Source organism: Alkalibacterium subtropicum (assembly GCF_900112455.1).
GTDB lineage: Bacteria > Bacillota > Bacilli > Lactobacillales > Carnobacteriaceae_A > Alkalibacterium > Alkalibacterium subtropicum.
In genome coordinates this window covers 287,025-311,872 of record NZ_FOLT01000001.1, presented here as the reverse complement: position 1 = coordinate 311,872, position 24,848 = coordinate 287,025, and the positions used below count along the sequence as shown (strand labels likewise).

18 protein-coding genes are annotated in these 24,848 nt (G+C 44.5%); 2 read left to right on the top strand and 16 right to left on the bottom strand.

What is annotated here, in order from left to right; genetic code table 11:
- Positions 1-23: 23 nt before the first annotated feature.
- The 9 genes from BM049_RS01505 to rpsB all read right to left on the bottom strand — a co-directional run bounded on the left by BM049_RS01505 (position 24) and on the right by rpsB (position 12,505).
- The gene (locus BM049_RS01505) at positions 24-4,355 is read right to left on the bottom strand and encodes a PolC-type DNA polymerase III (protein ID WP_091528084.1); all 4,332 of its coding nucleotides are present in this window, start codon (positions 4,353-4,355) and stop codon (positions 24-26) included.
- Positions 4,356-4,442: 87 nt separating this feature from the next.
- Entirely contained in the window at positions 4,443-6,161 is a 1,719-nt protein-coding gene (locus BM049_RS01500) for a proline--tRNA ligase (RefSeq protein ID WP_091528083.1), read from the bottom strand.
- Between the two features lie 25 nt (positions 6,162-6,186).
- On the bottom strand, positions 6,187-7,452 hold the full coding sequence (gene rseP / locus BM049_RS01495; protein WP_177188554.1) for an RIP metalloprotease RseP: 1,266 nt from the start codon (positions 7,450-7,452) through the stop codon (positions 6,187-6,189).
- A 22-nt stretch (positions 7,453-7,474) separates the two neighbouring features.
- Positions 7,475-8,254 carry a phosphatidate cytidylyltransferase gene (locus BM049_RS01490; RefSeq protein WP_091528080.1) on the bottom strand — a complete coding sequence of 260 codons (780 nt, stop codon included), beginning with the start codon at positions 8,252-8,254 and terminating at the stop codon, positions 7,475-7,477.
- A gap of 24 nt (positions 8,255-8,278) precedes the next feature.
- Complete coding sequence (locus BM049_RS01485; RefSeq protein WP_342741345.1) at positions 8,279-9,028, bottom strand: undecaprenyl pyrophosphate synthase; 750 nt, start codon at positions 9,026-9,028, stop codon at positions 8,279-8,281.
- A gap of 368 nt (positions 9,029-9,396) precedes the next feature.
- Complete coding sequence (gene frr / locus BM049_RS01480; RefSeq protein ID WP_091528078.1) at positions 9,397-9,954, bottom strand: ribosome recycling factor; 558 nt, start codon at positions 9,952-9,954, stop codon at positions 9,397-9,399.
- Positions 9,954-10,679 (bottom strand): UMP kinase, encoded by a 726-nt coding sequence (gene pyrH, locus BM049_RS01475; RefSeq protein WP_091528076.1) that lies wholly within the window; start codon positions 10,677-10,679, stop codon positions 9,954-9,956. The genes frr and pyrH overlap by 1 nt, the downstream gene beginning before the upstream one ends.
- A gap of 135 nt (positions 10,680-10,814) precedes the next feature.
- Complete coding sequence (tsf, locus tag BM049_RS01470; RefSeq protein ID WP_091528075.1) at positions 10,815-11,696, bottom strand: translation elongation factor Ts; 882 nt, start codon at positions 11,694-11,696, stop codon at positions 10,815-10,817.
- 50 nt (positions 11,697-11,746) lie between these two features.
- Positions 11,747-12,505, bottom strand: a complete 759-nt coding sequence (gene rpsB / locus BM049_RS01465; protein WP_091528073.1) for a 30S ribosomal protein S2 — start codon at positions 12,503-12,505, stop codon at positions 11,747-11,749.
- Positions 12,506-12,743: 238 nt separating this feature from the next.
- Here rpsB and BM049_RS01460 point away from each other — a divergent pair, with 238 nt between their 5' ends.
- Entirely contained in the window at positions 12,744-13,331 is a 588-nt protein-coding gene (locus BM049_RS01460; protein WP_091528071.1) for a lysophospholipid acyltransferase family protein, read from the top strand.
- 693 nt (positions 13,332-14,024) lie between these two features.
- Here BM049_RS01460 and BM049_RS01455 read toward each other — a convergent pair.
- The 5 genes from BM049_RS01455 to BM049_RS01435 all read right to left on the bottom strand — a co-directional run bounded on the left by BM049_RS01455 (position 14,025) and on the right by BM049_RS01435 (position 20,487).
- A complete protein-coding gene (locus BM049_RS01455) occupies positions 14,025-15,818 on the bottom strand; it encodes an ABC transporter ATP-binding protein (RefSeq protein ID WP_177188546.1) in 1,794 nt (597 codons plus the stop codon).
- A complete protein-coding gene (locus BM049_RS01450; RefSeq protein ID WP_091528070.1) occupies positions 15,818-17,569 on the bottom strand; it encodes an ABC transporter ATP-binding protein in 1,752 nt (583 codons plus the stop codon). The genes BM049_RS01455 and BM049_RS01450 overlap by 1 nt, the downstream gene beginning before the upstream one ends.
- Positions 17,570-17,678: 109 nt before the next feature.
- Positions 17,679-17,924 (bottom strand): YneF family protein, encoded by a 246-nt coding sequence (locus BM049_RS01445; protein WP_091528068.1) that lies wholly within the window; start codon positions 17,922-17,924, stop codon positions 17,679-17,681.
- A gap of 207 nt (positions 17,925-18,131) precedes the next feature.
- Positions 18,132-20,132: a transketolase gene (gene tkt / locus BM049_RS01440; protein WP_091528067.1), complete on the bottom strand. Its 2,001-nt coding sequence runs from the start codon at positions 20,130-20,132 to the stop codon at positions 18,132-18,134.
- Positions 20,133-20,244: 112 nt separating this feature from the next.
- Positions 20,245-20,487, bottom strand: a complete 243-nt coding sequence (locus BM049_RS01435) for a DUF896 family protein (protein ID WP_091528065.1) — start codon at positions 20,485-20,487, stop codon at positions 20,245-20,247.
- Positions 20,488-20,747: 260 nt separating this feature from the next.
- Between BM049_RS01435 and lexA the strand changes: the two genes are divergently transcribed.
- The gene (gene lexA / locus BM049_RS01430; RefSeq protein ID WP_091528063.1) at positions 20,748-21,383 is read left to right on the top strand and encodes a transcriptional repressor LexA; all 636 of its coding nucleotides are present in this window, start codon (positions 20,748-20,750) and stop codon (positions 21,381-21,383) included.
- Between the two features lie 609 nt (positions 21,384-21,992).
- On the opposite strand, the gene BM049_RS01425 is transcribed toward lexA, so the two are convergent.
- The gene (locus tag BM049_RS01425; protein WP_091528061.1) at positions 21,993-22,505 is read right to left on the bottom strand and encodes an adenine phosphoribosyltransferase; all 513 of its coding nucleotides are present in this window, start codon (positions 22,503-22,505) and stop codon (positions 21,993-21,995) included.
- Between the two features lie 32 nt (positions 22,506-22,537).
- Entirely contained in the window at positions 22,538-24,844 is a 2,307-nt protein-coding gene (gene recJ, locus BM049_RS01420) for a single-stranded-DNA-specific exonuclease RecJ (RefSeq protein WP_091528060.1), read from the bottom strand.
- Between the last annotated feature and the right edge of the window lie 4 nt (positions 24,845-24,848).

Below are 24,848 nucleotides of genomic sequence, written 5' to 3'. Positions count from 1 at the left end.
GTCGCAACTTAGACACTTTCTCTTTACAAATCAAATAAGGATAATTGATTTTCATCCGGCAGCCCAGCGAGCGCCTGATTTGTATCCAGATATTCCATAACAGTCTTAGACACTTTCCCTCTTCTGGATAAGTCTTCTTTAGATAAGAATGGGCCGTCTTTTCTGGCTTCGACGATCGCATTGGCTACACTTCCTCCAAGTGAAGGCACTGCTCGAAACGGTGCCAGCAGGGCATCATCCTGGATCAGAAAGTCTTTGGCATCTGATTCATCGATATCGACCATCTTGAATGAGAAACCGCGTTCTACCATTTCATTCGCTATTTCAAGCACCGTCAGCAGGTTCTTCTCTTTCGTCGAGGCATCCATCCCCTTATCCGTTATTTCTTTCATACGCGCCTTGATGCTTTCCTTTCCTTTGGCCATGGCTTCCAGATCGAAGTCGCTCGCGCGGATAGAAAAGTAAGCGGCGTAATAATAAAGCGGATGATGGACTTTAAAGTAAGCGACGCGCAGGGCCATAAGGATATACGCAGCCGCGTGGGCTTTAGGGAACATATACTTGATCTTCAGACAGGAAGCGATATACCATTCCGGTACGTCGTTATTGCGCATTTCTTTCTGCCAGTCGTCAGGGATCCCGCGACCCTTTCTGACGTATTCCATGATCTGAAAGGCCAGACCGTCTTCCAGTCCCTTGTGCTGCAGATAGATCATAATATCATCACGACAGCCGATAACTTCTGACAAGGGGATGTTGTGCTGTCTGATCAGTTCTTCCGCATTCCCGAGCCAAACGTCGGTACCGTGGGACAGTCCTGAAATCTGAAGCAATTCTGCAAAGGTGGTCGGTTTCGTCTGTTCCAGCATCTGCCGGACGAAGCGGGTACCGAATTCAGGCACACCCAGCGTTCCGGTTTTCGAATAAATCTGCTCTTCTGTGACGCCTAAAACCTCTGTGCCACTGAAGAGTTTCATGACATCCGGGTCATTGACAGGGATGTCCAGAGGATCTATCCCTGATAAGTCCTGGAGCATGCGGATCATGCTGGGATCATCGTGACCCAGGATATCCAGTTTCAGAACGTTGTCGTGGATCGAGTGAAAGTCGAAGTGGGTCGTTTTCCACTCGGCTTCCTGATCATCGGCCGGATACTGGATAGGGGAAAAATCATAGACATCCATGTAATCAGGAATAACGATGATCCCCCCCGGATGCTGGCCGGTCGTTCGTTTGACGCCTGTCAGTCCTTTGGAGAGACGGTCGACCTCTGCCGAACGGTAATTCAGCTGATGATCGCGTTCGTAGCCTTTGACGAACCCGAATGCTGTCCGGTCTGCGATAGTACCGATCGTTCCGGCACGGTAAACATACTCTTCACCAAACAGTTCTTTCGTATACAAGTGGGCTCTCGCCTGGTATTCACCCGAGAAGTTCAGATCGATATCGGGGACTTTATCGCCATTGAAGCCCAGGAACGTTTCAAAGGGAATATCCTGACCGTCTCTGTATAAAGACGTCTCACATTTCGGGCAGGCCTTTTCTGGCAGATCAAAACCGGAGCCGTATTCGCCGTTCGTAAAGAATTCGGAGTGCTTACACTCGGTACAGCGGTAATGCGGCGGCATGGGATTGACTTCTGTTATCCCAGTCAACGTAGCGACAAGGCTGGAACCGACTGACCCCCTGGAACCAACCAGATAGCCATCCTCCACACTTTTATGCACCAGCTTCTGAGAAATCAGATAGATGACCGAGAACCCGTTTCCGATGATACTGTCGAGTTCTTTTTCGATCCTGGCTTCAATGATCTCAGGTAAAGACTCACCGTACAGCTCATGCGCTTTATCGTAACTCATTTTACGGATCTCTTCTTCGGACCCTTCCATTTTTGGTGTGTACAGGTCCTGTTTTACAGGAGTGATGTCATCTGCGACACTGTCGACAAGGGCATTCGGATTGGTGATCACCACTTCTTCAGCTGTTTCTTCGCCTAAAAAGGCCAGACTTTCCATCATTTCATCCGTGGTCCGGAAATAGACCGGCGGATTCTTATGCTGGCTGACATGCGATTTATTCTGTGTTTCCAGCAGGATATCCCGGTAGACACCGTCTTCCGGATTCACGAAGTGCACGTTTCCGGTCGCAATGACCTTCTTGTCCAGTTCCTTACCCAACTTCACGATATTTGTAATGATGTCTTCCAGATCATCTTTATTTCTGACCAGTTCGCGGTTGATGAGATTCAAGTACGCTTCTTTAGGCATGATTTCAAGGTAGTCATAATAATCAGCTTTCTTTTTGGCCTCTTCATATCCACGCTGCATCATAGCCTCAAACACTTCGCCCTGAGCACAGCCGGACCCCACGATCAGACCTTCTCTGTATTTGTCCAAAAAGGAGCGCGGTACGCGAGGGATCCGGTAGAAATAATCGACGAGCGACCCGGAAATGAGTTTGAACAGGTTTTTGAGTCCGGCCTGATCCTTCGCCCAGATCGTCACATGACTGGGGCGTGACTTTTTATAGGCATCTCCCCCGCCCATATATTGGTTCAGTTCACTGTGGCGTTCAATGTTATACTCTTTGTTCGCCATCTTTACAAAGATCCAGAGCAGCTGTCCCGTGGTCTGCGAATCATAAATGGCCCGGTGGTGCTGTTCCAGATTCACTTTGAACTTTTTGGCCAATGTGTTCAGACGGTGACTCTTGAAGGACGGATTGATGAAGCGCGAAAATTCAAGGGTATCGATGACCGGCAGTTCAGACATCGGCATATCATGCTTTTTATAAGCGGTGTTCAAAAAGCCCATATCAAAGGTCGCGTTATGGGCAACGAGGATACTGCCTTCTGAAAAGGCCCTGAACTGTTCCAATACGTCTTTTTCCGACTTCGATCCACGGACCATTTCATCCGTGATCCCTGTCAGATTGATGGTCGTATTCGATAAACGGTGACCGGGATCGATGAATTCCTGGAATTCTTCCACCACATTCCCTTTATGCATCTTCACAGCGGCCAGCTCGATAATATTGTCATAGATGGCTGACAGGCCTGTGGTCTCCACGTCAAACACGACATAGGTGGCTTCATGCAGGTCATCGTCTGATTCGTTATAGGCAATGGGTACGCCATCATCCACAAGATTGGCTTCCACGCCATAAATGATCTTGACATTATTCTTGCTGCCGGCTGCATGGGCTTCAGGATACGACTGGGCGACAGCATGATCTGTTATCGCAATGGCTTTATGTCCCCATTCAGCCGCCTGCTTGACAAGATCCGTGGCACTAGGTGTGGCATCCATCTGACTCATATTCGTGTGTGCATGCAGTTCTACCCGTTTTTTATCTTCCGGATATGTATCTTTTCGGCTCGCATGAAAAGTCTGAGTGATGTCCTGAACATTCATAACCAGATCTCGCATAAAGGTATCTTCCTGAATGCTTCCCCTGACTTTCACCCATGTTCCGGGTTTGATCCGTTCGAACATGGCTTCGTCCTGTTCGTTGTTGGAAAATCGTTTGCATGAGAACGACGAAGAATAGTCTGTTATCTTGAAAATAAGCAGTTTGCGTCCTGAGCGCAGTTCTCTGACTTCCGAATCAAAGACATATCCTTCGAGAGTGACGCGACGCTCTTCCTCTTCGATCGCTATCATCTGTTTGATTTCTTCATTAGCCGGGATCGGTCTTCCCAGTTTTATCGGACCTTCTGCTTTGGTCTCTTTATTTTCTTCTTTTTTCTTTTCAGCTTTTTCTACTAAACGCGTGTATTCCTGTGCCATGATCTGGTCGTCTTCTTCTTTCTGGAGCTTGAATTTCTCTACTTTCTCCTCGTGAGCATGGGAATCGACTACAGGCAGGATTTTAAACTGCTTCGGGAACCCGAGCTGGTGGTAGCTCTGTGAAATCTTAGGCAGAAAGTCCGTTTCATATTTTTCTTTGGCCAGTTCCTGATCGATCAGTAAGACCCAGTGATTGCCGTCTTGCGTCGGATAGTTCTCCGCCAACGTCCGGTTACAGATAGGGGAGTCCACCCCACTCAGGTGACAGGCATATTTCCAGTAATGCTGAACCTTTTCTTCAGTGACCACCGGATCTTCTGTCTGAATGGTCAATTCGATCTCCGACAAAACGTCAAAAGAAGCTTTTAATGCATTTTTCAGAGACAAAAAGAGAGAAAAAGGTAAAATGTTCATCAATTTTAAGGTAATGTGCCATTTTCTCTCTTTTTTATATACGGTAACGGATTCAACTTCCCCTTCTCTAAGCCACTCCGCTTCCTCTGGAGAAGGAGAAAAACCGATTTGTTTCAAGAGGGTTTGAAATAATTCCTGTTTACTTAAGCTCACATTCAATCCTTCTTTCTAAAGTCTTCGCTCGTCTTAAGGTAATAGCATAGAGAACTGAGACATAAAATGCCTCAGTTCTCTTCTTGCTTATTTCTGGTCCATATTGGAAGTCAGGATCTCAACAGTATGGAATAGATCATCCACTTTTGTTTCGACCATCTCCCCAGTTTTTCTGATCGTCACTTCAACGATACCTTCTGAGGCTTTTTTACCTACAGTGATCTGTACCGGGATCCCGATCAGTTCAGCATCCGTAAACTTAACGCCCGGACGCTCTTTGCGGTCATCGATCAGTACAGAATAGCCGCGATCTTCGAACTCTTGATACAGCCTGCGGGCTAAGTCCATCTGTTCTGCTTTCTTGACCTGAACAGGGATGACATGCACATCAAACGGCGCAACCGCAGCGGGCCATACAAGACCTTTATCATCCGCATACTGTTCGGCGATCGCAGACAGCAGACGGCTCACGCCGATACCGTAGCTTCCCATAATGACTGATGTCTGTCTGCCATTATTATCCAGGACAGTCGCATTCATCGCATCGCTGTAACGTGTCCCAAGTTTAAAGATATGTCCGATCTCGATTCCTTTTGTGAAACGCAGCGTCCCTTTGTTGTCGGGAGCCGGATCGCCTTCTTTAACTACACGGATGTCCGCATAAGTATCTACCGTGAAATCTCTGTCCGTGTTGACGTTCGTATAGTGCTTGTCTGCTTTATTAGCTCCTGTGACGCCATTGACGATGTCCTGTACATGAAGATCCGCAACGATCTTAACATCTTTAACCAAGCCTACAGGTCCGACGTAGCCAGGATATGTTTTAAATTTACTTTCGATGTCTTCTTCGGTAGCCGGTTCGACTTCTTCAGCATCGAGAGCAATGCGCAGTTTGACCTCATTGACTTCCTGGTCCCCAGGGACGATGGCTAAAACAGGCGTTTCCTTATCAGCCATATACAACACACTTTTAAAGATCTTATCCTTAGCCACTTTCAGGTAATCAGAAACGTCTTCGATCGTTTTTGTATCCGGTGTATCCACTTCTTTAAGTTCCAGCTGGACATCTGTTTTGGGTGACTTTTTGTAGTAACTGGCAGCCATTTCCAGATTCGCAGCATAATCGGTTGAATCGGAATAAACGACGGTGTCTTCACCGGCGTCAGCCAAAGCCATGAATTCAATCGAATCTCTTCCGCCCATCGCTCCCGCATCACCGATAATCGCACGGAAATCCAAGCCGAGTCTGTTGAATGAATTGGTATACGCCTGAGCTATCGCATCGTATGAATCAGCAAGGCTTTCATAGCTGTCGTGGAAGGTATAGGCATCCTTCATGATGAATTCCCTTCCTCGCATCAGACCAAAGCGCGGGCGCTTTTCATCGCGGTACTTTGTCTGGAACTGATATAAAAGCAGCGGGAGTTTTTTGTACGACTTGATCTCTTCGCTGATCAGTTTGGCAAAGGTCTCTTCATGGGTCGGACCCAGAATGAAATCTCTGTCATGTCTGTCCTTTAATTTGATCAGGTCTTCGCCATACGTCTCATAACGTCCAGATTCCTTCCATAAGTCTGCAGGCAGTAAAGCCGGCAGCAGCATTTCAGAACCGTCGATGGCGTCGAGCTCTTCCCGAATGATCGTTTTAATTTTTTCCAGCACACGGTTAGCCAGCGGCAGATAACTGTAGATGCCGGAGGACAGCTGACGGATATACCCCGCCCGTAATAGTAACTGATGACTGATGACTTCAGCATCATTTGGAACATCTCTTAACGTCGGTGCAAATAATTTTGACTGCTTCATTATAAACTGATAACTCCTTCAATGATTAATTTAAAAAGAATGTTTGTATATCGTTCCATGTGACAAGCAGCATGAGGATAAGCAGGAACAATACGCCCACTAGTGTGATATACCCCTCTTTTTCCTGACTCAAAGGCTTTTTACGTACGCCTTCGATGATATTGAGTAACAACTTGCCGCCGTCTAAAGCCGGTATCGGCAGAAGATTCATTATACCTAAATTGACACTTAAAAAGCCCAGCCAGCTGATCAGACCGATCGTTCCAGCCTGGACGACCTGTTCCGTCGTGGCATAAATCGCAACAGGACCGCCGAGCTGATCGACACTGAAGCCTCCGGTAAAGAAGGAAGCAAGCAGCGTAAAGATCTGGCTGATGATAAAGAAGGTCTCAGTGAAGCCATAAGTCAGCTTGGCCCCGAAGTCGTTTTCCATGTAGGCTTCTACACCGATTCTTCCAATGGTGTCCCCTTCAACTTCTACGCCTGAAGGCACGATCGTCTCTTCATAGACATCACCTTCTTCGGTTTCCAGTGTAAAGGTGAGTTCCTCATTCGGATTATCCTGAATGATCAGGACCATTTCGTTCCAGGAATCGACGTCCTGGCCGTCGATCGACAAGACGCGGTCGCCTGTTTCGACCCCAGCTTCAGCCGCCGGCGTGTTTTCTTCCACGTTTCCGAATCGCGCTTCATCCGAGCGTACGCCACCCTGCACGAAAGCAAGAAGTGTGAAGGCCAATATGGCTAATATAAAGTTGTTTAGAGGGCCGGCAAAGTTCGTCAGCATGCGGTTCGGCAGTGAGGCACTCTGAAACTGGCGGTCTTTAGGAGCGATTTGCAGTAAAGTACCGTCTTTTTCAACCAGCAGAGCATCCCGGTTGACATTGAAGGTGGTTTCTTCTGTATCCATCCCGACGCGTCCGGTCAGATACATTTTTTCATCAAAGTCAAAAGATGAGACTTCAACAGGTATAGAATCAACAGTCTCCTCAGACCCCTGAATATCTATTTTTTTCACATTGTCATTTGAGTCCAGAGATAGCTGAACGGCCATCCCAGGTCTCAAATCGGCTTCTTCTTCATATCCTGCCATCCGCACATACCCGCCGACTGGCAGCATGCGTACAGTATAGGTCGTTTCTCCTTTTCTGTGATAAAACAGTTTAGGTCCGAATCCGATCGCAAATTCCCGCACCAGAATGCCGGCTCGTTTGGCAAAATAAAAGTGTCCGAACTCATGCACCACTACGATGATTCCAAAAACCAATATAAATGCTAAAATATTTTGAATCATATCAAAACTCCTTTATAGATCATACTACGCCTAGAATAAACAACACATTTAAAACAAGGAGCAAACTGTCGAAGCGATCGAGTATGCCTCCATGACCGGGTAAGATCGTGCCGGAATCTTTTGTATCGTACTCTCTTTTTATCTTGGATTCAAGCAGATCCCCAACTTGACCTGTAATGGATATGACGACCATCAGTAAGAAGGTCGCAAAGAGAGACTCTGACTGCGGAAAGTACAGCAGAAAACCGAATACCAGCGCTGATGCCAATACCGTACCGCCCAGTGCGCCTTCCACCGTTTTATTGGGAGAAATCGCTGGAGCCAGCTTGGTTTTACCTATTTTCCGACCGATCAGGTAGGCTCCGGAGTCCGTGGCCCAAATATCCAGCAAGATCAGAATAAGCAGAGACACGTTATTCATTCTCAGCGAGACGAAAGCATAAAAGCCTATCCCGATATAAATCATCATCAGGATCATCTCTCCGATATCTTTCGTGGTCGTTTCCTGAAAAGCAAGTGAATATATAAAGAGCAGCACCATTGTTAGGATGATGATCCGCGAGAAGACTTCCACTGCAAAGAGGATCGGGAAATAAACAGAGAGGACCATAAGGGCTACGCCGACCAAAGAAAGCACCGCAGGGGTTGAAGACATTTTTATTTTTTTCATATCAAGAAATTCTGAAAGACCAATGACAGCCAGTAAGGTCATTCCGATAACCAGTGGCCACGATCCTATCCAAATCAGTGGTACAAACAGTGCTACAGCAATGAGAGCTGTAATGACTCTAGTAAACATATGCAATCCTCAGCTTTCTGTATGTTAAAGTGCTCCGTATCGTCTTTGTCTTTTCTGATATTCCAGAATAGCCTGATCAAAAATCTCTGCATTGAAATCTGGCCACAGTAATTCAGTGAAATAAAATTCACTGTATGCGTTCTGCCAAAGCAGGAAATTACTCAATCTCTGTTCACCACTGCTTCTGATGAGCAAGTCGACATTCTGGTATGGCGTGATCGACTGGGTAAATAAATGTTCTTCGATACGGGCTTCAGAAATGTCACTGCAGGCGATTTCCTTATTCAAGACCTTTTGGCACAGAGCCTGTGTCGCTTCGACGATTTCAGCCCGTCCACCGTAATTGAAGGCAAAGTTCAGCACCATTCCGGTATTGTTTTTTGTCTGATCCATTGCCCGGCTGATCGCTTTCTTAGTGGAATGAGGAACTTTCTCTTCAAAGCCTATCATATTCACTTTGACATTTTTTCTCTGAAGTTCAGGTACAAAACGGTCAAAAAAGCGGATCGGCAGCTGCATGAGAAAATGAACTTCCTGAGGAGGTCTTTTCCAGTTTTCTGTCGAAAAAGCATACAATGTGAGGACCTTGACTCCTCGTTCACTCGCACGCATCGTGACTCTCCGTATCGCTTCCATACCTTCTTCATGTCCAAACTTTCTGGGTTTCCCCTGATTCTGGGCCCATCGACCATTGCCATCCATGATGACTGCGACGTGATCCGGAATATTGTGTTCTTGTTCACTCATAATAATCGGTGCATAGATTAACTGCACCCTACCTCCTAAAGTCTGTGACATCTCTTCTATTGTAGTAAAAAAAAGCAGGAATTACCATTAAATTATCTATAAGAATCACGTGCCCCGATCCTAATAGTTTATCAGAAAGGGCTTGTTTGCTATACTGTATGTAGACTTATTATCATTTAATAAAGATTATCAAGGGAGGAGCCCCGCATGAAACGTTTAAGTAAATACGTGATCAGTATAGTTATAACTACCGCAGTTACCCGTCTGGTCAATAAATACATCATCGATAAACTATGATCAATATGAAGAAAAAGGAGAGTAAGCTCACAAACTTAGAGAATGACACCTGAAAAGGGCATTCTGATAAGTTTCCCTGTGCTACTCTCCTTACTTTTTTAACCTTCGATGATTTCTTTTTCTTTTTCTGAGGATAACTTGTCTATGGCTTTAACACTTGCATCTGTCAGTTTCTGAACTTCTTCTTCATACTGACGCAAGTCATCTTCAGTCAAGTCCCCGGATTTTTCAGCTTTTTTAAGAGAATCCATTGCATCACGACGAATATTACGTACAGCAATCTTTGCATTCTCAGCTTCTTTACCCACTTGCTTGGCGATGTCTCTGCGACGCTCTTCAGTCAGGGCAGGAACGACCAGTCTGATGACATTCCCGTCATTTGAAGGTGGAATACCAATGTCCGACTGGTTGATCGCTTTTTCAATGTTACCTAAAGCACTTTTATCATAAGGTGTGATCAAAAGCACACGCGGTTCAGGTACAGAGATCTGTGCCAGCTGGTTCAGGGGCGTCGGAGCCCCGTAATACTCAACATTCACACGATTCAGCAAACTTGGATTCGCACGTCCGGCTCTGATCGAACCTAACTCTCTCACATAAGCCTGCTCGGATTGCTTCATACGCGCCTGTGTCTCTTTTAAAATTTCCTGTGTCATTACTTTTTCCTCCTAACAGTTGTCCCGATCGTATCACCTAGAACAACGCGCTTGATATTTCCTTTTTCATTCAATTTGAATACGACTAGAGGGATATCATTGTCCATACTTAATGATGAAGCCGTGGTATCCATGACCTGCAGAGATTTATTTATAATGTCCAGATAAGTCAGTTCTTCGTACTTGACTGCATCTACGTCAATGTTCGGATCTGCAGAATAAACACCGTCCACATTGTTTTTAGCCATCATGATGACATCAGCCTGCATTTCGGCTGCTCTAAGTGCCGCAGTGGTATCCGTTGAGAAATAAGGACTGCCTGTTCCTCCGGCAAAAATGACGACTCTGCCTTTTTCCAGGTGTCTGATTGCTTTTCTTCTGATGTACGGTTCTGCAACCTGACGCATTTCGATCGAAGTCTGCACACGTGTAGGTACACCGATGTTCTCAAGTGAATCCTGCAGTGCCAGTCCGTTCATGATCGTCGCGATCATTCCCATATAATCTGCCTGCGCACGTTCCATGCCCATTTCTGCACCGACATGACCACGCCAGATATTACCGCCACCTACAACGATAGCGATCTCGATCCCCAGTTCATGTACCTCTTTAATTTCCTGACAAATTTCGTGAATGGTTGGTGGCTGTATACCGAATCCGGTATCACCAGCAAGTGCTTCACCACTTAGTTTCAATATAATGCGTTTGTATTTCGGCTCATCCATAAAATCTTTCCCTCCATCATTCATACACAACAATTTTACCATAATTAACAGGTAGCGTCATTAATAAATCTTACAATCGTACGGTTATTACTCTAAAAAAAGCAGGGATAGTCGACTATCCCTGCTTTACTCTTCTTATTTTTTACCTAATTGACTTTGAACTTCAGCAGCGAAATCTTCAGAACGTTTTTCAATGCCTTCTCCGACTTCGTAGCGGATGAATGACTTGATTGAAGAGTTATTCTCTTTCAAGTATTCTCCCACAGTCAAGTCTGGGTTTTTAACGTAAGGCTGATCCACCAAGCTTACTTCAGCTAACCATTTGTTCAAACGTCCCTGAACCATTTTCTCAACGATGTTTGCTGGTTTGCCTTCATTTTTAGCTTGTTCAGTCAACACGCTTAATTCGTGGTCTCTGTCTTCTTGAGCCACATCTTCACGTGTGATGTATTTAGGGTTGATCGCTGCAACGTGCATAGCAACGTTACGTGCCACTTCTTCGTCAGCGCCTTCTAGTACAGTCAGCACAGTGATACGTCCACCCATGTGTTCGTAGTCACCAAACACATCATTGTCTGTTTTTTCAACTACTGCAAAACGACGGAAGGTGATTTTCTCACCGATCGTTGTTGTTGCTTCAGTGATCGTGTCCTGGATCGTTTCGCCATTCATTTCAAGTTGCAAAGCATCTTCAACAGAAGCAGGATTGTTCTGTGCTACTGTTTTAGTGATACCTTTAACAAGGTTCTGGAATTTGTCGTTTTTAGAAACGAAGTCTGTTTCAGAGTTGATTTCAGCGATTGCCGCAACATTACCTTCAACGTGAATGTTTGCCAAGCCTTCAGCCGCAATACGGTCTGCTTTTTTAGCTGCTTTAGAAACGCCTTTTTCTCTCAGGTAGTCAACAGCTGCGTCCATATCACCATCAGTTTCTACTAATGCTTTTTTCGCATCCATCATACCTACGCCTGTTTTATCACGTAATTCTTTTACTTGAGCTGCTTTAATATTTACCACTATTTTTCTTCCTCCTCAGTAGATTATGATTCTAACCCGTAAGTTTTAAATTATTCGTTGTCGCCTTCTACAACTTCAACGATTTCATCTAAAGAATCAGATTTAGCTTCTTCTTCAAAGCCTTCTTCTCCCTGGTTACCTTCGATAACAGCGTCTGCCATTGTTTTAGTTAATAATTTAACCGCACGGATAGCATCGTCGTTTGAAGGGATGATTACATCGATATCATCTGGATCACAGTTTGTATCTACCATCGCAACGATAGGAATGTTCAGTTTTTGAGCTTCTTTAACTGCAATGTGCTCTTTGCGTGGGTCTACGACGAACAAGACATCTGGTTTGCCAGGCATATCTTTGATCCCGCCTAAGAATTTGTCTAAGCGGTCACGTTCTTTGATCAATAGACCGACTTCTTTTTTAGGTAAGACTTCGAATGTTCCGTCTTCTTCCATTTTTTCCAGTTCTTTCAAGCGACGGATACGTCTTTGAATCGTGTCCCAGTTAGTCAACGTTCCACCCAACCAACGGTGGTTGATGTAGAAAGCGCCAGCTCTTACTGCTTCTTCTTTGATTGCGTCTTGAGCTTGTTTTTTAGTTCCTACAAAAAGAACAGTTCCGCCATCTTCTGCAACTTCGCGTACATAGTTGTAAGCTTTGTCGATCAGCTTAACAGTTTTCTGCAAGTCGATGATGTAAATACCATTTCTTTCTGTAAAGATGTAAGGTTTCATTTTGGGGTTCCAGCGTCTAGTCTGGTGTCCGAAATGTACCCCTGATTCTAATAATTGTTTCATTGATACTACTGCCATTTGTCATTCCTCCATTTGGTTTTTGTATTTTCCTCCCCTGACGTCATCTGCCTGAACACTCCATGGCATACAGAGCACCATTCAAGACATCGATCAAGGTGTGAAATCAGTGCGCTATGCACCGCCATTAAGTATACAACACAAATCGGATAAATGCAATAAAGTACTAAAAAAATCTTGCTAATTCGTCAAACCTGTCGCATACTATTAGAAGAAGTATGAAAAGGAAGTGACGATTATGTTTTTCTCAGTTGTACGAAGTATCGGACTCGTATTGGCATGGATACTAAACGGAAAACCTAAAATTATTGGTAAAGAGAATCTCCCGCAGGATGAAAATTACATTTTAATCGCTCCTCACCGTTCGTGGATCGATCCGATATATCTTGTACTGGCGACGACACCCAAGCAATTCAGTGTCATGGCTAAAAAAGAATTATTCAAGAACCCGATTTTCAGCTGGATCATTACACATATGAATGCTTTTCCAGTCGACAGAGACAATCCCGGCCCAAGCGCCATTAAAACACCTGTCAAATCTCTGAAAGAAACAGATTTAGGCCTGCTTATCTTCCCAAGCGGAACTCGGCATTCGACCGAATTGAAAGGCGGCGCAGTGACCATTGCCAAATTCAGCAAGAAGCCGATCGTCCCTGCTGTATACAGTGGCCCACTCACTTTCAGCGACCTGATCAAACGTAAAAGAGCTGTTGTGCGTATCGGTGAACCCTTTTATGTCGAACGCAAAGTCGAAGGCGTCAAAGACACAAATGCTTATTACTCAGAAAAAATCCAGCAGGCTTTTGACGAACTCGATCATAACTAGAATGCTATAAATGATTTCGTGTTTTAATTGAATAAGATCAGAACAGGCTGGCGCTTCTGCGTCAGCCTGTTTCATTATAGACGTTCATTTATACTGAAATAATGAAACGGTAATTGTGCTTAACCCCAGTGTTTCCTTCTATTTACGACGGTATTGTTCACTCACGCCTTTTTCTCGATGTGAGTCAGCAGTATTTCATCCGAAATGTATCACTCATATAATTTCTTGTGGGTGAGTGAGCACTTTTCTTCTCAAAATGTTGCACTCACTAACGGCTTCACTCCCCAGTGGACATTTTTCACCGTCGGATGTCTTACTCGCTATGCATCTGGACCATGAGTGGACACTTTTCTTCTCCGAATGTCGTACTCATCTACAGCAGTCTTGCTGAGTGAACAGTTTGGGAATCAAAATGTCGTACTCACTGAGAATGCTCACCACGAGTGGACACCTCCTTCTTAAAACATCGATTTCACCTAGCGTATCTTCTTTGATTTGACCGTGACCCTCTCTACCCTCTCTCTGCATGACCAGCTCATTATTTTTTTGACCATGACTTTGACATTTTCAGCGCATAATGACAAGCTCAACGAGGAAATATAGCTGACCTCGCTATTTGACTCGCAAAATTTTAAAAAAGCAGCGGAATATTCATCCTCAGATGAAATCCCGCTGCTTTTCACTTTATTTCGTTTATTGTGTCTGCAGCCCAAGGTTTTGAAGTTCGTACATATCTTTGTATTGTCCCCCGCGATCGATAAGTTCATCGTGCGTGCCGCGTTCAATGATGTGCCCGTTATCCAGTACTAAAATCTGGTCGGCATCTCTGATCGTCGACAGTCTGTGAGCGATCGCAACCGTTGTCCGCCCTTTTCTCATTCGCTGCAGACCTTCCTGAATGAGTGCCTCGGTTTCTGTATCAATATTGGCTGTCGCTTCATCCAGTATAAGGATCTTCGGATCTCTGACGATCGTGCTGGCAAATGAAATCAGCTGCTTCTGACCGCTTGAGAAACTGGCTCCCCGCTCAACCACTTTCGCGTCATACTGTCCCGGGAGTTCTTCGATAAATTTATCTGCCTGAACGAAGCGGGCCGCCTCAATGATCTCTCTATCGGTGATCGATTCATTCAGCAACCGAATATTGTCTTTGATCGTCCCGTAGAAAAGGAAGGAATCCTGAAGGACGAGCCCTGTACGCTGACGAAGTTCCCGCATTGGGAAATCTTTGATCGATCTGCCGTCGATAAGGACTTCGCCTTCCTGGAAATCATAAAAACGCATCAGCACATTAATGATAGATGATTTCCCGCTCCCGGTATGGCCGACCAGAGCAATGGTCTCACCTGGGTTAACTGTGAAGGAAATATTTTTCAATACGTTGTTCTTGCCATCATAAGAGAAGGATACATTTTTAAACTCGATCTTGCCTTCTTCGATATGTGCGTCTTCCTTATCCAGCTGAGCCGGCGCATATTGTTCATTATCCATAACTGTCAAGATCCGGCTGCTTGAAACGATACCGTCCTGGAACAGACTCATGCTGTCCATCAGCCGCGTCAGCGGTCGGAAAAAGTTATTGGCGTAAGTCGTGAACGCATAAATAATACCGACTTCGACCGGTCCTGTCAAAGCCTCTAGACCGAATATCGTCAGGATAACGACGACGGATAATGTGTACAGCAGATTGATGACTGGACTCAAAAGCAGGGCATTGATCTTCGTCATTGAAAAACGCGAATCAAAGTAGGACTTGTTTGTCTCTTCGAATTCCTTCTGAAGACGTTTCTCCTGACGGAACTGCTGAATGATCGAAATGCCATTGATGGTCTCAGCCAGTTTCGTATTCAGCAAACTCAGTTTCGATTTCATTTCGCTGTAGGTTTTGGAGCTGTAGACCTGATACACGCGTATCACAATAAGCAATACTGGTGCAAAGATCAGTATCCAAAAGGTGACCGTCACATCCAGAAGGAACATGGCCCCCAATGAAATGACAACACCGAAGACACCCTGCATGATATTCAAAAAGACATTCCAGAAATCTTTCATCGCTTCCGTGTCATTGGTGACCCGCGTAATGAGCCAGCCCGTTGAAGTCTGGTCAAAGAAACGCATCCCAAGTGTATGCAGCTTTTCAAACAGCTGATTCCGTATGTTCTGGACCGTTTTCTCTGAAGCCATATTGAAAAGATACAGTTCCAGATACCAGACAGTCATCCTTACGAGTGTGACGCCAAAGTGCAGTCCTGCAAACATCAGAATGATTTCAAGTGACAAGTCACCTGTAGTCAAGTGATTATCGATGAACAGTTGAATGATACGCGGTAAAGCAGCCGTTGAAATAGCCAGAGCAATACTGAAAAAAATCGCAATGGCAAACTGTTTCTTATAAGGCCGGCCGAATGTCATGATGCGTTTCAAGATATGCATCTGCTCTTTGAAAGGTATGGATCGTCTAACTGATAATTCTTTCTGTTCCATCATTAGTCATCCACCCCTTCCAGTTTACGTTCCAGCTGCTGCTGTGCATACATTTCACTATACCAGCCACCCTGATCAAGCAGTTCGCTGTGCGTCCCTCTTTCGATGATCGTACCGTCTTCGATAACGATGATTTCTTCAGCGTGCATGACGGAACTGATCCTGTGAGCGGCAATGATCGTTGTCTGACCTTCCCTGATCTCTTTCAGTCCAGATAAAATCGACTCCTCCGTTTTGGCATCTACAGCGGATAAGGAATCATCCAGAATCATGAGCTCAGGGCTGATGAGGATCGCACGGGCAATAGAGATACGCTGCTTCTGACCGCCGGAAAGCGACACGCCTCGTTCCCCTACTTCAGTATCATACCCGTTTGGAAGTTCCATAATATCGTCATGAATATCTGCCAGTTTAGCAGCTGCCTCGACAGCCTCCTGCGACAGCGTCGGATCAGCGAAACGGATGTTTTCTCTGATCGTTGTCGAGAAGAGATAGTTATCCTGCGGCACATAACCGATCTGTTTCAAAAGGGCGTCGAGCGTATAGTCCTTGATATCGTAACCACCATAACGGATCGTTCCTTTGTAGTTATCGTATTCACGCAGAAGCAGTTTCATGATCGACGTTTTACCGGCACCGGTTTTACCGACTATTCCTAAAGTCTGGCCCTGTTCGATATCGAATGACACATGATGCAGAGCGACCATTTCGTCATCCGGATAACTGAATACTTCGATATCGAAGGCAAGTCTCCCTGAAATGGGTTCGTCGATCGCTCCTTGTCTTTCACTGATCGCACTGTCTTCTCTCAAGAGATTCTCGATACGGTCGTAGCTTGCCGATCCGCGTTCAATGATGTTGAACAGACGCCCGATAGCGAACATCGGCCAGACCAGCATACCGATATAATTGATGAACGTGACAAAATCTCCGATAGAAATTTCGTCTCCCATAATCAGTAATCCCCCGACTATAATTGTCAGGACATAGGAAATCCCCATGATCAGTGTGATGGCCGGATCAAAAAGCGAATCGATTTTGTAGACTGATTTATTTTTCATAACGACATTATCCGTCTGATTTTCGAATTTCTCTACATCTTCCTTTTCCTGTCCAAAGGTTTTCATAACTTTTATCCCCTGAATACTCTCTTGCACTTTATCATTCAATTGAGAAAAGGCAGCTTGTGCATCTCTAAACCGCAGATGCAGCCGCTGACCTAAAACCCGTGAAGTCAGCGCCAGAAAGGGCAATGGAATGACGGCGATCAGCGTCAGACGCCAGTCGACGACGAACAGCATCGCCAGGAGGGTGGTCAGCCCTACGCTGATGGCATCCGCCATGGTCAGGACACCCCCACCTGCCACCATACGCAAACCCCGTAAGTCGTTTGTGGCATGAGCCATCAAATCGCCGGCTCTGTACTTCTGAAAAAATGTATTATCCATATTTGTAAAATGATCGTATAACTGCTTTCTGACGATCTGTTCCAGCTTGGCGGCATTTCCCCATATATTCACACGCCACATGTAGCGCAATAAATATTGCAGCACAGCTGTAGATGCTAAAACAAGCAGCCACTGAAGCAGTGATTGTTCAGTCAAGACGTCTGTCTCGATCTCATCTACCACGATCCCGATGATCCGGGGCGGTATCAGCTGCAGCACAGCGACGATTAATAAGCCTGCGACCCCTATTAAATAGGACTTTTTCTCTTGCTTGAAAAACCATCCTAATCGTTTAAATATATCCATAATTCTAATCTCCCACGATTTACATTTTCCTTTGACATTTTCTCAATGTGACAATATGTCATATTGTGTCAAAGTTGAACGGACAGGCTGTCTGTCCGTCAATTCCACACTATTTCTTTTTCTTTTTTGCACTCTTACTTTTCTGTTGCGTCTTCATCTGGCTCATCATCTGGTTGATTTTTCTTTCAGAAGGTTTCTGACCCATCTGCATCATCATCATGCGCAGCATGTTCTCATCAATAGGAGGATTTTTCTCAAAGTAGTCCATCATATATTTTCTTGCAATGAAGAATCCACCAGCAAGTCCACCGATCAATGCCAGTATAATTAATAATATTGCTAACCATAATTCCATAATTTTTCACTCCTCTCGCCTGTTTTATACCTTTCAATAAAACTGCTCACTGAACTATTTTACACAATTAACGTGGAAAAATAAACCTATAAACTCAATTTCGTGGATATAATAAGAATAATCAGCGAGATGGTGACTAAAAAAACTTCCTTTCAATTAAGCCATTGAAAGGAAGTTCCTCAAATTATCGATCAGTATTTGAACAGATTAGCTGTTTAATGAAAGATAAGTGTTCACAACGTTCTCAGGTGTAAAGCCATACGCTTCAACAACTGCTTCGCCGTTACCGCTGGCACCGAATTTATCGATAGCCATCACTTTACCGGCATCTTTGACATATTTATGCCAGCCGAATGATGAACCCATTTCGATTGCTAAACGATTTTTCACAGCACTTGGAAGAACTGACTCTTTATATTCATCAGACTGATCTTCGAACAAGTCGAAACTTGGCATGGAGACGACTGATACATCTTTGCCTTGAGCTTTCAACTCTTTTTGCGCGTCCATTGCCAATGAAACTTCAGATCCTGTCGCGATCAGTATACCGTCCGGTGTTTCTTTGTCAGCTGGTGACAGAACATAGGCACCTTTTTTCACGTTCTCTCTCGCCAGTTCTTTGGAACCGGAAAGGACTGGAAGGTTCTGACGTGTCAACACAAGCATTGTGGGTCTGCTTTGTGAAGTCAATGCAACTTCCCAGGCAGCCGCTACTTCGTTGCCATCTGCCGGTCTCAGAACAGTCAGGTTATGCATACCACGGAAACTTGACAGCTGTTCGACAGGCTCGTGTGTCGGACCATCTTCACCTACAGCAATAGAGTCATGTGTCATGACATAAATAGCTGGGATTTCTGATAAGGCAGCTAAACGGACAGCCGGTCTCAAGTAGTCAGTAAATACGAAGAATGTTGAAACGTAAGATTTAGTCCCTCCGTGCAGCATGATACCATTTAAGGCAGCAGCCATGGCAAATTCACGTACACCGTACCAGATGTTGCGTCCTTCATATTGTCCGGCCTGGAACTCTTCCACACCGTCGATGGTTGTTTTGTTAGATCCAGACAGGTCAGCAGATCCGCCCCATAAGTTAGGAACAGCTTTAGCGATCGCGTTCAGTACTTGACCACTTGTTGAACGTGTAGCGGCAGCTCCGTCTCCTTCTGAAAAGACTGGCAGCTCTTTATCCCAGTTCTCTGGTAATTTACCAGACAATGAATCTTCAAACTGGGCAGCTAGATCTGAATGGGTATTGCGATAGTCTTCAAGTTTTTTGTTCCATTCGGATTCAAGTTTTTCGCCTTTATCGATCATGTGCTCTTTAAAGCGTTTTGATACTTCTTCAGGTACGTAGAAATCTTCGCCTTCCCATCCGTAAGCTTTTTTAGCTGCTTCAACGCCTTCAGGTCCCAAAGGTGCACCGTGGACATTGTGTGTTCCAGCGTTAGGCGCTCCGAAACCGATAACTGTTTTGATTTCGATCAAGGTTGGTTTGTCTGCTGATTCTTTTGCTTTTGTGATCGCTTTGTCGATAGCATCAAGATCGTTGCCATCTTCAACTAAGATATGTTCCCAGCCATACGCTTCAAAACGTTTGCCGACATCTTCAGTGAACGCTTTAGATGTTGGACCGTCCAGCTGAATGTCATTGGAATCGTACAACATGACCAGTTTACCTAATTTAAGGTGTCCGGCAAGAGACGCTGCTTCTTGTGATACGCCTTCCTGAAGGTCGCCGTCTCCACATAGCGCATACGTATAGTGGTCTACGATAGAGTGTCCTTCTTTGTTGTACGTTGCTGACAAGTGTGCTTCTGCCATTGCCATACCTACAGCGTTAGCGACCCCTTGTCCAAGCGGTCCAGTCGTTGCTTCCACGCCATCTGTGACATGTACTTCAGGGTGTCCTGGTGTATTGCCATCCAGCTGACGGAAATTTTTAAGATCATCGATGCTGACATCGTATCCGGATAAATGCAGTAAACTGTACAGCATCATAGAACCATGTCCTGCACTCAATACGAAACGGTCACGGTCGAACCATCTTGGATTTTTGGGATTGACATTTAAGTGACGCGTCCACAATGTATACGCCATTGGTGCAGCTCCCATAGGTAACCCCGGGTGCCCTGAATTTGCTTTCTGTACGCCATCGATACTTAATGTGCGAATCGTATCGACCGCCATCTGATCAGTTTTATCGAACAATGAACTTCATTCCTTCCGTTTGTTTAGAATTTAAAATTACCTTGTTTAGTGTACTATCATTACGCTTTCATTTCAATGTGAACCCTACCAATTGAAATGAAAGATAGAGGACTTAGTTGCGATCGTGAAGACCTTTATCCCTCTGAATTTCCTTAACTTTATCAGGTGTCACATCGTTACCGTCAGGATCCACTATTTTCATACCTTCTATATGGTTTCTCATTCCGGAACGGAACGCTTTGATGTACTCTTCTCTCAAACCTTTTTGTTCCTGCTTTTCTTCATCAGTCAAGCCGTCATTGCGCTCTTTTCTTACTAATTCATTGATGCGGTCGAGCTTTTGTTTCTCAAGCATGTTATCCTCCTTACACCATTTAAGTCATTTATTTCTCACATTATCTATCATACCATTGTTGACAAAAAAGTGATAGTTATAGACAAAATTCTCATTTATTTATCAAATTAAGAGACAACCAACGATTTCACTCATGCGGGTGTTGATCAGTGTCTGTTTTTCGAACATTCGTTTGATTCGAAGTATATACTATGCTATACTTTAGTAAAATATAGAACGGTTGTTCCATATACTGAACAAATAACAGAGAGGGTTTTAGTATGACGACAAGAGGGCGTAAAGGTGAGAAACAGCTGGAGATTCTGAATTTCATCTATAAGCAAGTAAAAAAGAAAGGTTATCCACCTACTGTTCGGGAGATCGGTGAAGCAACAGCACTATCATCTACCTCTACAGTGCACGGACACCTGGCCAGACTTGAAAAAAACGGCTTTATCCTGCGTGACCCTTCTAAACCGCGAGCCATCGAATTTACTCCTTTAGGACTGGATAAACTGGGTATCGACCTGGACGAGGATAAAATCCCTCTACTGGGGATCGTTACAGCTGGGGAGCCTATCCTGGCAATTGAGGAAGCAACGGATTACTTCCCTATCCCCAATGATCTCGAGATTGAAAAAGGGAATCTATTTATGCTGACCATTCGCGGCGACAGTATGATGGATGTCGGAATCTTAGATGGTGATCAGGTCATTGTAAGAAAACAGGAAGCTGCCAATAACGGTGATATCGTCATTGCTATGACGGATGAAGATGAGGCTACCTGCAAACGATTCTATAAAGAAGACGGCCATATCAGATTACAACCAGAAAATGAAACGATGGATCCTATTATACTTAATGATGTTAAAATACTCGGAAAAGTTGTTTCATTATACAGAAGTCACATTTTTTAAAGAAATATATCATATGACACGAAAGAGGCCGGGACATTTCTGTCCCGGCCTCTTTCGTGTTTCACTATCGATTCCTCTCGGAAAGGTGACTTGAAAACCAGTTCGTCGTCAACTTTATCATAAGTCGGTGCTTTACCGTTTATACCTTAGACAGCCTGCATATCCTGCAGGGCTGTTCAAGCTATTTCCACTCAGCCACTCTTGATCGCTCCCGCTGCATTAGACGATTAGGTTCAGGTCTCGCTTTCCTAAGTGACGAATAAAGCAAACTTCGGCAGGTAAGCCGTTTCGATTTCTTTCTAACTGTCGAATGAGGGTGTTATTCGGTCGATAGGTTTATTTGACATTAACCTACTTACCGAAAGAAGGCTCAATTCGGTAAGTAGGTTGGAAGGATAAATTTCAAAGTGTCAAATAGAGGTCCACTTCGGTAAGTTCTTTCCGTATTCCAAATCGTACTTACCGAATCAGCTGAAAAGCAAAAGCTTTTTCGGTTCAGACTTTTACCGTAAGCGCCTATCAAAAGGTTATTCATCCTTACTGTACCCCTATAAAAAAACAGGTAAAGACCACTAGCGTGGTCTTTACCTGAAAATGTCAGAATGCTTATTAATATTTCATCAACGTGAAAATATCGTAACCCTTGATTTTGTCGCGGCCTTTCAGCTCTTCCAGTTCGATGAAGAATGCTGCGCCGACAACTATGCCGCCCAGTTTCTCTACAAGTTTGATCGTTGCAGCGATCGTTCCGCCAGTAGCTAACAAATCATCTGTAATCAATACTTTCTGGCCAGGTTTGATCGAATCTTTATGCAGCTGCAGAATATCTGATCCATACTCAAGACCGTAGCTTACTTCGATCGTTTCTCTTGGCAGTTTCCCTTTTTTTCTGCAGGGTGAAAAGCCTATCTGCATTTCGTAAGCAACAGGGCAGCCGACGATGAAGCCTCTCGCTTCAGGTCCAACGATCATTTCAACACCTTTGTCCTTAGCGTATTCGACAATTTTGTCAGTAGCGGCTTTATATGCTTCCCCATCTGCCATTAATGGCGAAATATCTCTAAACACGATACCTTTTTCCGGAAAATCAGGAACATCAGCAATATATTTCTTAAAATCCATTTGTCTTCCTCCATCGTTTGAATCGTTCATCTCTATTTTTTAAGGTAAGCAAGCAACTCTTTAAAAGAACTGTAGACAAGAACTTCTTCAGCTTCTATCTGTTTCAGTCTTTTTTTATAAGTCAGCGTATCTTCCAATTGTTTTTTACTAGGATTCGACACTAAACTTAACTTCCCATCTTCCATTGTAACAAATTCATTCTCTAAAAACACCATTAACATGAATTTTAATGTGTCTTTATCTAAATTCATGTTTCGTACCATTTGTTTCGTGTCTTTAGACAGCACGACCTCCTGTTTTTTCATCAGCCATTTGTATAGTTTCTGAAAATGATGTTTTTTCGGCATCCCTTTCAGATAATACTCATGAGGCGAATGAAAATATAGGTAGAGCGGATGCGCCTGATAAGTCTCATATATCGTTTTAAAATCTTCCACATTTTCTGGAGTATCTACGATAATGACCGGTATACCGGAAGGAAGTGCTTTTAGTTCTGTTTCCCTGGCCGCTACCTGATGTGTGGACTCTGCATCGATCCGGGGTATCCATTTTCTGGCAACGGCTTTCTGGAAAAAGATGAAATGGACATTCGATGTTTTGAACATTTCCTCCTGTATCACGCTTTTTCGCTGATCGATGACCAGAGGTTCTCGGGATTTATAGTCAAGAGCCTGCAGCTGTACTTTTCTGAAACCGTTCCACTCATTGATAGATAAATATCCGATAATGTCTATTTCTGGTGAAGATTTTAGGATATCGGACCACTGCGCACGATTAAAGGCGATCATATCCAATTGTTTGTCGTCTCTCTGCAATGTAGCTTTGAAATGGGTCTGGTTGGCACCTATTTTTTTCGTGTTTTCAGGATGAACTGCGGCGATTTTCACAAGCGGTTTCGGATTATCCTGTCCAAATGGTCTGAGCAGATTGATTTCTTCAACGACTTGAGTATCGATCTCGGTCCATTCGATCGCCGTTTCAATCCGAAAGATTTTTTCGCTTTTAAGTGAATCTGACAATGCTTCAGCTTTTCTATTAACTTCTACTGAAAATTCTGACAGATAGCTCCGGTCGAGGCTCAGTCCACAAGCCATCTCGTGGCCGCCGAAGCTCTGAAGTTTATCCCTGAATGCGTTGACGCACTCATAAAGATTGAACCCATCTATACTCCGGCCTGAACCTTTGACCTTATCTTCAGCTTCATTGATTGTCAAAACGAGCACCGGCTTGTGGAATTTTTCGGTAATCTTGCTTGCAACGATACCTAAAACACCCTCATGCCAATTTTTCTGAGCCAGGACCATCATTGCCTGGTCTTTTTTCTCTTCAGCCATGATCAGCGCCTCTTTAGTGATCGTTTCCACGATAGCTTTCCGCTCGTCATTTTTTGACAAGATTTCTTTACTCAGCTTAAATGCCTTTTCTTCATCAAAGGTGGTCAGTAAGTCTACTACCACCGAGGCATCCCCTAGCCGTCCCACCGCATTGATTGGAGGGGCAAGCTGAAACCCTACTGTTTCTTCATTCACTGCTTCAGGTTTGATGTTTCCAGATTGCATTAAAGCTATCAGTCCAAGGCGCTGTGTCTGCTTCAGCACATTCAGACCGTAATAAGCAATGGCTCTGTTTTCTCCTGTCAAAGAGACCAGATCCGCAATGGTCCCGATAGCAGCTAATTCGAGAAATTCTGTCGGGTTCTCCCCGAGCAGTGCATGAGCCAGTTTCATACTGACACCGGCTCCGGACAGATCTGGTGTCGAATAGTGTTTCTCAGGATGTCTTGGATGTATGATCGCATATGCTTCCGGAAGCACTTCTGGACATTCATGGTGGTCACTCACAATGACATCCACCCCTCTGGACCGTGCATGTGAAATTGCCTCGTGCCCGGAAACACCATTGTCGACCGTCACGATCAGTTGGGTGCCGCTATCGATAAGCAGATCGAACGCTTCGATATTCGGACCGTAGCCTTCTTTGAATCGATTGGGAATAAAATAATCGACCTGTCCGCCGAGCAGTTCTATGGCTTCGTAGAGGATGGCCGTACTCGTTACACCATCTGCATCATAATCGCCGTAAATCGTTATTTTTTCACTACCGGATACGGCAGCCATAATACGTTCCACTGCTTTTTCCATATCGTGAAATAAAAACGGATCTCCAATCAAATCCAGACTGGGTGTAATAAAACTGTCGACGGCTTCTTTCGTGTCCAAACCTCTTTTCAAACATAACTCTGCAAAAGTCCTGGATTTGCCCAGTTCAGCGGCCAGCTGATCCCGCCTCACTTCAGCTGTTTCTTCATTCAGTTTCCATATAGTCACTTTATTTTGCATTCTG

Bases quoted from the DNA above. Each gene is read 5' to 3' on its own strand.
- BM049_RS01500 (WP_091528083.1), bottom strand. From the start codon at position 6,161: ATGAAGCAGTCAAAATTATTTGCACCGACGTTAAGAGATGTTCCAAAT.
- BM049_RS01490 (WP_091528080.1), bottom strand. From the start codon at position 8,254: ATGTTTACTAGAGTCATTACAGCTCTCATTGCTGTAGCACTGTTTGTA.
- frr (WP_091528078.1), bottom strand. From the start codon at position 9,954: ATGACACAGGAAATTTTAAAAGAGACACAGGCGCGTATGAAGCAATCC.
- pyrH (WP_091528076.1), bottom strand. From the start codon at position 10,679: ATGGATGAGCCGAAATACAAACGCATTATATTGAAACTAAGTGGTGAA.
- rpsB (WP_091528073.1), bottom strand. From the start codon at position 12,505: ATGGCAGTAGTATCAATGAAACAATTATTAGAATCAGGGGTACATTTC.
- BM049_RS01460 (WP_091528071.1), top strand. From the start codon at position 12,744: ATGTTTTTCTCAGTTGTACGAAGTATCGGACTCGTATTGGCATGGATA.
- BM049_RS01455 (WP_177188546.1), bottom strand. From the start codon at position 15,818: ATGATGGAACAGAAAGAATTATCAGTTAGACGATCCATACCTTTCAAA.
- BM049_RS01450 (WP_091528070.1), bottom strand. From the start codon at position 17,569: ATGGATATATTTAAACGATTAGGATGGTTTTTCAAGCAAGAGAAAAAG.
- BM049_RS01445 (WP_091528068.1), bottom strand. From the start codon at position 17,924: ATGGAATTATGGTTAGCAATATTATTAATTATACTGGCATTGATCGGT.
- BM049_RS01435 (WP_091528065.1), bottom strand. From the start codon at position 20,487: ATGCTTGAGAAACAAAAGCTCGACCGCATCAATGAATTAGTAAGAAAA.
- lexA (WP_091528063.1), top strand. From the start codon at position 20,748: ATGACGACAAGAGGGCGTAAAGGTGAGAAACAGCTGGAGATTCTGAAT.
- BM049_RS01425 (WP_091528061.1), bottom strand. From the start codon at position 22,505: ATGGATTTTAAGAAATATATTGCTGATGTTCCTGATTTTCCGGAAAAA.
- recJ (WP_091528060.1), bottom strand. From the start codon at position 24,844: ATGCAAAATAAAGTGACTATATGGAAACTGAATGAAGAAACAGCTGAA.